The organism is Stenotrophomonas sp. P5_B8 (assembly GCF_054049855.1).
The window spans coordinates 1-8,391 of record NZ_JBFULO010000154.1 but is presented as its reverse complement, the minus strand read 5'-3'; the positions used below and the strand labels follow the sequence as shown (position 1 = coordinate 8,391).

Here is an 8,391-nt window from a genome sequence, read left to right as displayed (position 1 = left end):
CCCTGGTCGATGCTGGCCGCCCGGACCTGCTTGTCCTGCCAGAGTTTCCTGCAGGCCAAGGTCACGCGGATGCCATCGGAGCATGGCTGCACGCTGGCGATCTGCCGGTTGCCCCACCAAAGCCCCCAGTGTTCACCGTGCTGCACCCAGCCTTGCGGGCGGGGCGCAATCATGAATTCGGTGTAGTCGCAGGGCGGGAGCATGGCGCGCAGGATACGGACCGGGATCTCAGATTCCGCGACTGGATGTAATCGGGCCGCGAAGGTGTCGGCGCGGCGCGGCTCAGGCGCCCCCGGGTTGAGCAGCCAATGGCCCCGGGTCCGACATGGATAGGTTGCGCGTTCGCGCCAGGGGGCGCCACCGGGGAATCCAGCGCCGGCCAGTAAGCGGTCTCGGGCGCGGCCCGTCGGGGTGCACGCCACGCGAAGGTCAGGGACAGCCGCAGGGAGTATGGTTCGGCCATGTGCGGCCGATTCGTCCAGACCCCGATCCGCGATGCCGCCAGCCTGGGCTTCCCCCAGCTGGTGGGCGAGCTGCTATCCATGCCGGCCAGCTACAACCTGGCGCCAACACAGCGCGCCGCGGTGATGCTGGACCGCGGCGATGGCCTGCAGCTGCAGCGCCTGGCCTGGGGCCTGCTGCCCTTCTGGGCCAAGGCCAAGAAGCTACAGGGGTCGACCATCAATGCGCGCATCGAGACTGTGGCCACCAAGCCGGCGTTCCGCTCCGCCTTCAAGAAGCACCGGTGCCTAATCCCCATGGCCGGCTACTACGAGTGGTCGGTTAACGCCGAGGACGGGAAGAAAGATCCATGGTTCATTCACGCGGCGACCCCGTTGTGGGCCGCCGGACTGTGGGAAGACACCAGCCCCCTCCTCGACCCCGACAACCTCGGCACCTTTACCGTGATCACCGGCGACAGCAGCGGCGTCTCCGCTGACATCCACGACCGCATGCCGGTGTGGCTGGACCCCGGCCAGGCCGAGGAATGGATGACCGCCTCGCCGGATGACGCTATGGCAATGCTGCTCGCCAGCGAGCCGCCTGCGATGGAGGCCTACCGGGTCAACCGCGCGGTGAACACGCCCCGCAACAACAGCGAGGCCTTGCTTGAGGCCGTGGCCTGATCACGCCGTGAAATTCAGGGGCATTTCGGTCAGGTCGATCACCAGCATCACAGCGTCCTGGTTTGCCATCACCGTGTCGCCCACGGTGAAGGCCGTGGAACGGTTCTGATTCCATACCTGCCCTACGGACAGGCGCACATTGTTGGCTGAGTCCATGTGCAGGAAGTCGGTCGCCATGGAGCAAATTTCCGGATATGGCGATCGGTAGTAGTACCGGGGATTTGCCAGCGCCAGGCCAATCTTCGTCCCTGGGAAGAACTGGCCGAGGTGCACCAGCGGCCCGGTGGTATTGGGCAACGGCACGGACGCCAGCACCCGCAACGGCTTCCGGCGGGAATCGTAGAACACCGTACCGTCTGGATTGCGCATGCGCAGGCCGACCGGGCCAGAGGGCTGGTTTCCCGAGTACCCGAACGTGTAGTACTCCAAGCTCTTGGTCGGGCTGTTCGAGAAAACGCAGACCTTGAAGCTGTTGTTTTCCTGCGAGATACCGTACCCGGACGCGGCACCGATTGTGTCGCTGACGAACCGGACCACGTGCAGATAGTCGTTACCCAAGGTGCTCATCAGGAATCCCGACGGCGTCCTCGAGTAGCGAATGTCGCCCCCGCCGATGAAGGCGGACGTGTTCATTACCCCCGACTGGATCAGCTCCAGGTTTCGATACCCGGTTCCGATCTGCACCAGGCCCGTGTCCTGGTTCCGAATTCTCAAACCAGCGGCCATCAGCTGTAGACCCCATAGACCAAGATGACGCCGCCCACGCAGTCGCGGCCGGCGGTGGATGCATCGAACAGTTCAGCCCGAACGTGTTGGTTCACCGCGGCATCTGACCAATTCCAGGAGATTGAATTGGACGTGACGGTTACTGAAGGCAGCAGCAGGCCCCACATGCTTTTCTGCCCGTTCGCCAGGAAATAGAAGAAGGGCTGACCACCCTGGAACGCATCGATGGTCAGCCCCCCGTTTGCTGCGGCCGGCGCGGTGTAGCGCCGCCCGGATCCGCTTCCACTGCTGACCGCGTCGAACAGCGGTATCGCGTACCGGCCAATCGTCTTGGTCAGCTTGGTGGTTACTGTCGTCTCCACGTAGCCCGAAGGGCTGCGCACGCGAAGCCCCACTTGTGTCATGCCAATGCTCCAAGCTCGATGGCGAGATTGCCGTTCGGGTAGTAGAGGTACAAGCCGGTGTTGACCATGCGTACCCGGTAGCCATCTGGCGTCATGCCGTTGATCTCCATGGCCCCCGACTTGTCGATACGCCAGCCGGTTTGCCCAGGCACGTAGTTGTCAGACTGGATGAAGTTGCCGATCTTCGCGTTGTCGATCGCGCCGTTGGCGATCTTGGCATTGGTGATCCACGCGTCACCGATGAAAGCCTGGTTGATGAACGTCTGACCACCCTGGATGACGAACGGGGTAGAGGTAACGCCGTTGGAGACGTTCAGTAGCGCGAAGCGATCAGCCTGCACAAGGAACTGCGACTGATAGCTGCCGTCGGGCAACTGCTCGACGCCGAGGCCCATGCCGGCGGCGTAGATCCGGCCATCAGCGTTGATCTGAGCCTTGACCGAGTACGCAGCCTTCACCCGCCCGTCCAAGCCGACCAATGCCTCGGAGGTCTGCTGCACGGCCGCTTGGGTGTCCCCGAGCTTCGCCTGCACCGTCGTCACGTCCCGGGCGAGAGCCTGGTCCGCCTCCACACGCGCGCTACTTTCCCGCTGCACCGATGCGCTGACTTCGGTCAGGCCTTGAGTGAGGCCGGCCGAAACCTGGTCGAGCCGAATAGCCTGCGCGAGGTCGCCCTGGGTGATGACGGACTGGATGGTCATGGTGCCGGCGTAGAAGTGAGCGTCGCCCGCTCCACCGACCGCATCGCCCGCGCCAATAACGTCGAGGCGGGCGAACAGGCCATCCACCTTCTTGCCCTGAGCGGTCACCTGGCCCTCAAGCTCGGTGATGCTCTGCTCGAAGCTGTCCAGCCGGCCAACAATCGCGCCTGCCTCCTGCAGCACCCCGCCGATATCGCGCCAGGGATCTGCCGGCGGCGTTTCGTTGCCGGCCTCCTCCCCCGTCCATAGGTAGATGCGGCCTTCGAACACGACCGTCTGACCCGCCGCGTAGGTGGCATCTGCCGACCACAACAGCGGGACCAAGCTCTGGATGCTCTCGATCTCGCGCTGCAGCTCCTGCGCCAGCTCAGTCATCGTGATCTTGCCGACCAGGTAGTCCAAGATCGCTTGGGCGTTGGTGCTGGCTTCGCCCATCACCCCACGGCTGGCCGGATACCACGGACCGATGTTCCCGCTGCGGTCGACCAAGCGGCCCCAGAAGAAGAACCGCGCCCCAGCAGCCAGGCCCATCATTGAGTGCCGCGCCTGCGGGTAGGCGAAGTCGCCGAGCTTGATCGCGTTTTCCAGATCGTCTGCCGGCGAGTACCAAATTTCCGTCTTCGCCGTATCGGTCGCGCCTTGCGGAAAGCCCCAAGCCAAGTCGATACCGAAAACGATGCTCGCCACTGCCAGCGACGTCAGTGCCGGCGGCGGCGTGGTTTTGCCAGCGATGTCGGTCAGGGGGCTGAGCTTTGGCATGGAGGCCACGCCAAGGGCATTGATGGCCCTGACGCGGGCCAGATAACGGCCYGCATAGATCCCGGGCACGTCAAGGCTGGCCGTCGCAACCCGGCCGGCCCGGACCCAATCCAGGTCATCGCGCCGCCATTCGACGTCGTACGCGATCGCCTTGTCCGCCCGCTCCCAAGCGATGTTCAGGATGTGGCTGGCGATGCCCTGGTCGATCACCGACCGCGAGGTCAGCGCAACGCTGGCCGGCGGCGGCTGAACCGAAGGCGGGATGATGCTGATCGGCGGCAGCTCCAGCCGGGTGCCGTCATCGATCGCCGCGAACTTCTGCGGGACGTGGTGGATGCCGGTGATCCGGAAAGTAGTCGGCGTCTCCTCCGTGATCGACACTGCCCGGAACTGCTGGAGGGCCAGATCGGCGCTTTCAACACACCAGATCGAGTGCTTGACCGGAACAGCCGACCACGGCGCGATAACCCGCACCGTATTGCCCGTAACCTGCGCCACAGTGCGCGCCTCGGTGCGCCCCGTAGGCAGGGTGGCCCGAAGGGTGTCACCGGGGCCTATGGCCGGGGGAAGAGCATCGAGGGTCAGGGTATCGAGAGTGGCCCCCCGGATGCGTCCAGCGTTGCGGCGGCCAGCGCGGTACTTGTTGGCTACCTGGAAGACGTCGCCGGGCTGACAGATCATGCCCTCGAGCCCGACGACAAAGCTGATGGTTTCGGTCGCCAGATACTCCGTCCACAGGATGTGGTTGCCAACGCGCTGTGCCTGCGATCGCGAGTGGCAGCCGATCGCCGTCACCTCGATCTGGTTGATCCCGTACCGGGCCACGCCTTCACGATGGACGACCGTCTCAACCTTCTGCCGGCCGAAGTCGTCCGGATCGGACCACGATACAAGGGCGACGGTATGGCGGGCCTTGAGGCTTGTTCCCTCGTACCCGAACTTGCCATCGACCACGTTCGCTGCGGTGTAGGTGAAGATCGGATCCTGAGGCATGTCGCAGGAGGCCATCATCTGGCCGGCCGCGTAGAAGCTGACGCCTCGGAACATCGACGCCATGTCCTGCAGCACCTTGTAGGCATCACCCCGGGTCTGCATGTAGACGCTGGACACGAAGCGCGGCTCCCGGCCGCCCATGCCGTCGCTCACCAGCTGATCGCAATACTGCGCGATCTGATACAGCCGCCAGCGATCAACCCACGCCGCCGGGATCCGATGGCCCAGCCCGAAGCGGTCGTTGACCACCAGGTCGTAGAAGATCCACGCCGGGTTGTTCGTCCATGAAGGCTTGAAGGTGCCGTCCCAGATGCCGTTGTAGGTGCGCGTGGCGACGTCGTAGTTGCTCGGCACCTGAACGATGCGCCCCCAAATTTGGTAGGCGGTACTCGGCTTGGTCTGAAACTGGCTTGCGTCGACCTCGACCGCCGCCAAGGCGCAGTTCGGATAACGCAGCTTGGCATCGATCACTTCGGTGATGGACTCCACGTTCACCGTGTCGCCGACGGTGTTGCTGTTGGCGTTCGGCGTGAGGCGGCGCACGCGAATCTGCCAGCTCTGGCCAGCGGGGAGGTCGATGCGGTGGCTACGCTGATACAGGGTGGTCGTCTTGCCGGTGAACGCGTTGCTCAACACAGTCGAGGACGTGCTGCCATCGGTCGACAGGTCGATCGCATATCCGACGCTGTAGCCTTCGGTGTCGCCGTTCTCTGTGTTCAGCTTCTGCAGCGTCGGGACGCCAAAGCGAACTCGGATCGCCGACAACTCGCTGCCTGACACCGTTCGCACGACCGGCGTATCGGTCCGAAGCTCGACGCCAACGCCGATTTCGTTCTCGACGCTCGGGAAGCCTGGAATGTGCGACTGATCCTGCGTGCCCGAGCGAAGCTCCACTCGCACACCCTGAAAGTTCAGGACGCCGCCGGGGCCTTCGATCGGCACGCCGTCCAGGAAGATCGAACGGTTGCCATCCACCAGGCCACGAATCTCACCCTCGCTGATCAGGTCCAAGATGCGGGCGCGCGCGATGGAGCGCAGGCTGTCGGGGGTTTCCACAGGCTGGCGAGCCGTCGCCTCGCCCTTCTTCGCCCCTCGCAGGTCCACGATCGAAAGCGGGTTTGCACCAGCCTGCGAGGGGCCGTACGAATGCGGGGTTGCGACCGTCAATGCGCTCAAGTCTGATCCTCCGCCATGATGCCGCCACTGATAATTGCCGAGCCCACGTACATGCCTTTCTCGTCGTGCCCGCCGTATGCGAGCGGCACAGGGTTGCCTTGCGCCTGCGTGTTGACGGCACCGTTCATGCTGTAGCTCGGGGTGTTTTCTGGGCTGTCTTTGGCGCCGAGGTTTCGCGCCTGCGGCGCGAGCATTTGGGCAACGCCTCCCATGACCATGCCCACGCCAAGATTGATGAAGGGCTGTCCCCAACCGCCGGCGATGTTGCCGTAGATGCCAACGACGATCAGGACAGCGCCCACGATCGTCTGCAGTACGCCGGCACGCTTTGAGCCGACCAGCACCGGAGCGATGCGGATATCATCGTCGCCGGGTGGATCGTCAAGCTCGGCCTTACCGATGTTCCGGGAACCGACAAAGAAGGCGAACTCCATGCCCTTGTCCTTGGCTGACGCCAGGAACTCAGAAAAGCCCGGCAACTGCACCGACAGCGCGCGCACGGCCTCGGCAGGGTTGCTCACGACCAGGCGAAAGCGCCGGCCGAAGCGCGCGCCCAGCACGCCGTAGAGGCGAACCGTCCGCAGCTTATCCATGGCGCGCCTCGCGATGCCGGACGATGTAGCGGGTGCGCTCGGCCCAGTAGCCGCCGTAGATCACGCGCTCGGAAAGGCGACCCTGCAGGTGATGGAGCATCTGCCCGTCGCCCAGGTAGATACCGGCGTGATTGGGCACCTCAGCGCGGATCTGCATGACCACCATGTCGCCCCGCTGCGGCGCGTCGCTGATCAGCTCGAATCCCTCGGCCCGCAGTCGATCGAGGCTGTAGAGATCCTCGCCCTGCAGCCACCAATCGTCCGCCCTTTCGTACTGGCCGAGACGGATGCCAAGCTCGCGCGCGTGGAAATCCTGCACCAGCGTGTAGCAATCGAGGGTGCCGTGTGCGAACTGCCGGCCTACCAGCGGGGCCTCATAGCCGCAGGGACCAAAGCTGCGGACGTCGCCGCACTCGGGTACGCCGTCCACCTGGCCGACACTGACGATGTGCCACGGAAGGCCGCTTTTCTCGCAGATGACTCGGTCGGCATCCGTTGGCTCGGCCGATCCGTTGGGATGGCTGTGCACCAGCGCCAGCACCTCGCCGCGGTCCTCGGCGGCAATGTAGTCCTCACCCGGAAGCCGGAAGTTGTCCGTCGGCTTTTCAGCCGTGTTCCTGCACGGGATGTACTCCTCGCCCTGCGCGGTCAGCACCACCAGCCCGCAGCACTCCCGGGGATACTCGGCCACGGCGTGGGCCTGAATGGCTTGAAGGGTCGTCGTTTCCATATTTCGCCCATAGAAAAGGCCCGCCAAGTGCGGGCCTTTGGTAATTGGTGACGGTGCCCGGTGCTGATCCCCTGGTAGAGCTATGGCGTGGTCTTCTCAGTGGAGGTATCAGGGGCCTTACGTCTCGCGCCTCGGCCGCTCGTCCGTCTTCCTCCCTTCCCACGCCACCCACGCAGCAGTGGCATTCACCGTCGTTGATCTTTCGCGCTACGTCCGAAGGCGGCCGGAGGCGGGGAAGCCCCCATAGGGCAGTTCCTCGTTCTCGCCGAACCGGCGCTTGCAGCTGCGCAGCAGGCCGGGGCACACGTCGAGCGCCGGGTCGTCCACCGGGTTGTCGTTGATATCGAAGCAGGCGCTGCCCGTGTAACCGCAGTAGGGCCCTCGGTAGCCGCCCCGGATGAGGTGGCCACACGTCCCCGCGATGATCTGCCGGCCTGGCAGCTGCTCGCCGTTGAGGTCCGCCGCGGTGGACAGCTCGAACTCGATGTACTCGTCGGTTTCCGCCGCCTTGCGCTCGATGAACCAGATCTCGTCCTGGAAGTGTTCGGTCGGGTTGGCGGTAGGATTGCCGCCGGGAAAGTTGACCGCATCCAGGTACTTGACCAACGTCTGCCGGCGGATCAGGCGGGCCCCCACCAGGTCGCCGAACATCAGGCACATTGCCGTGATGGATCCGTCGAGGTTGCCAACCTTCAACCGGGGCGTCGGCGGCTGATCCCCTGTCCGGGCAAAGCCGGTCGCCTCGACGGGCCAAGGACCGTAGGCCTGCCCCTGCCAGAAGATCGGAGTCTCCTGCCGGTGGGCGTGGAAGAACAGTTGATCGGCCCCCATGCGGCTGGCGTCCAGTTCGAACCCCATAAAGCGAGCGCCTGGCTCAAGGCTCTGGATGTCAGCGGTGATCGTCATCCCGGCCACCCCTGAGTCACGTCGTACGCCTCGGCCTGTCCCAGCGTGTCGATCTCAGCGATCGCTTCGTGGTGCGCCCGCTCCGCCGAGAAGCACGCCTGCACGTGCCCTGAGATCGCCTGTGCGATCCCCTGCAGCTGCGCGGCGGTGAGCCGCACCCAGCCGCTTGCCGCCTTGAAGTCGACAGCCTCCAGCCCGCCAAGCGCGATCGCCGATAGCACGCCGCTGATGCGGTTCTGGTCGTCCAAGGTGGTGCCGACCCTCACCCCTCCCAAC

The 8,391-nt window shown here is 64.7% G+C and carries 8 protein-coding genes and 1 pseudogene; 1 reads left to right on the top strand and 8 read right to left on the bottom strand.

The features are described from left to right. Window positions 1-203: pseudogene (locus ACXJKH_RS10420) on the bottom strand (hypothetical protein); the annotation flags it as partial. 258 nt (window positions 204-461) lie between these two features. On the opposite strand from ACXJKH_RS10420, the gene ACXJKH_RS10415 reads away from it, so the two are divergent. Next, window positions 462-1,127, top strand: coding sequence for an SOS response-associated peptidase (locus tag ACXJKH_RS10415; RefSeq protein ID WP_457319376.1), 666 nt, complete (start codon window positions 462-464; stop codon window positions 1,125-1,127). Here the strand turns inward: ACXJKH_RS10415 and ACXJKH_RS10410 are convergent, their stop codons facing one another. The 7 genes from ACXJKH_RS10410 to ACXJKH_RS10380 all read right to left on the bottom strand — a co-directional run. Next, window positions 1,128-1,811: a hypothetical protein gene (locus ACXJKH_RS10410; RefSeq protein ID WP_457319375.1), complete on the bottom strand. Its 684-nt coding sequence runs from the start codon at window positions 1,809-1,811 to the stop codon at window positions 1,128-1,130. Window positions 1,812-1,852: 41 nt separating this feature from the next. Further along, window positions 1,853-2,257 carry a hypothetical protein gene (locus tag ACXJKH_RS10405; protein WP_457319374.1) on the bottom strand — a complete coding sequence of 135 codons (405 nt, stop codon included), beginning with the start codon at window positions 2,255-2,257 and terminating at the stop codon, window positions 1,853-1,855. After that, window positions 2,254-5,886 carry a host specificity protein J gene (locus tag ACXJKH_RS10400; RefSeq protein ID WP_457319373.1) on the bottom strand — a complete coding sequence of 1,211 codons (3,633 nt, stop codon included), beginning with the start codon at window positions 5,884-5,886 and terminating at the stop codon, window positions 2,254-2,256. The genes ACXJKH_RS10405 and ACXJKH_RS10400 overlap by 4 nt, the downstream gene beginning before the upstream one ends. Beyond that, entirely contained in the window at window positions 5,883-6,479 is a 597-nt protein-coding gene (locus tag ACXJKH_RS10395) for a tail assembly protein (RefSeq protein WP_457319372.1), read from the bottom strand. Before ACXJKH_RS10395 ends, ACXJKH_RS10400 begins: the two co-directional genes overlap by 4 nt. Then, window positions 6,472-7,209 carry a C40 family peptidase gene (locus ACXJKH_RS10390; protein ID WP_457319371.1) on the bottom strand — a complete coding sequence of 246 codons (738 nt, stop codon included), beginning with the start codon at window positions 7,207-7,209 and terminating at the stop codon, window positions 6,472-6,474. The genes ACXJKH_RS10395 and ACXJKH_RS10390 overlap by 8 nt, the downstream gene beginning before the upstream one ends. A gap of 207 nt (window positions 7,210-7,416) precedes the next feature. After that, window positions 7,417-8,115: a phage minor tail protein L gene (locus ACXJKH_RS10385; RefSeq protein ID WP_457319370.1), complete on the bottom strand. Its 699-nt coding sequence runs from the start codon at window positions 8,113-8,115 to the stop codon at window positions 7,417-7,419. Then, a partial coding sequence (locus tag ACXJKH_RS10380; protein WP_457319369.1) for a DUF4376 domain-containing protein occupies window positions 8,112-8,391 on the bottom strand: 280 nt, incomplete at its 5' end. The genes ACXJKH_RS10385 and ACXJKH_RS10380, both read right to left, overlap by 4 nt.

Excerpts from the sequence above, each read along its gene's own strand:
- ACXJKH_RS10415 (WP_457319376.1), top strand. The coding sequence starts at position 462 with ATGTGCGGCCGATTCGTCCAGACCCCGATCCGCGATGCCGCCAGCCTG.
- ACXJKH_RS10385 (WP_457319370.1), bottom strand. The coding sequence starts at position 8,115 with ATGACGATCACCGCTGACATCCAGAGCCTTGAGCCAGGCGCTCGCTTT.
- ACXJKH_RS10405 (WP_457319374.1), bottom strand. The coding sequence starts at position 2,257 with ATGACACAAGTGGGGCTTCGCGTGCGCAGCCCTTCGGGCTACGTGGAG.
- ACXJKH_RS10395 (WP_457319372.1), bottom strand. The coding sequence starts at position 6,479 with ATGGATAAGCTGCGGACGGTTCGCCTCTACGGCGTGCTGGGCGCGCGC.
- ACXJKH_RS10390 (WP_457319371.1), bottom strand. The coding sequence starts at position 7,209 with ATGGAAACGACGACCCTTCAAGCCATTCAGGCCCACGCCGTGGCCGAG.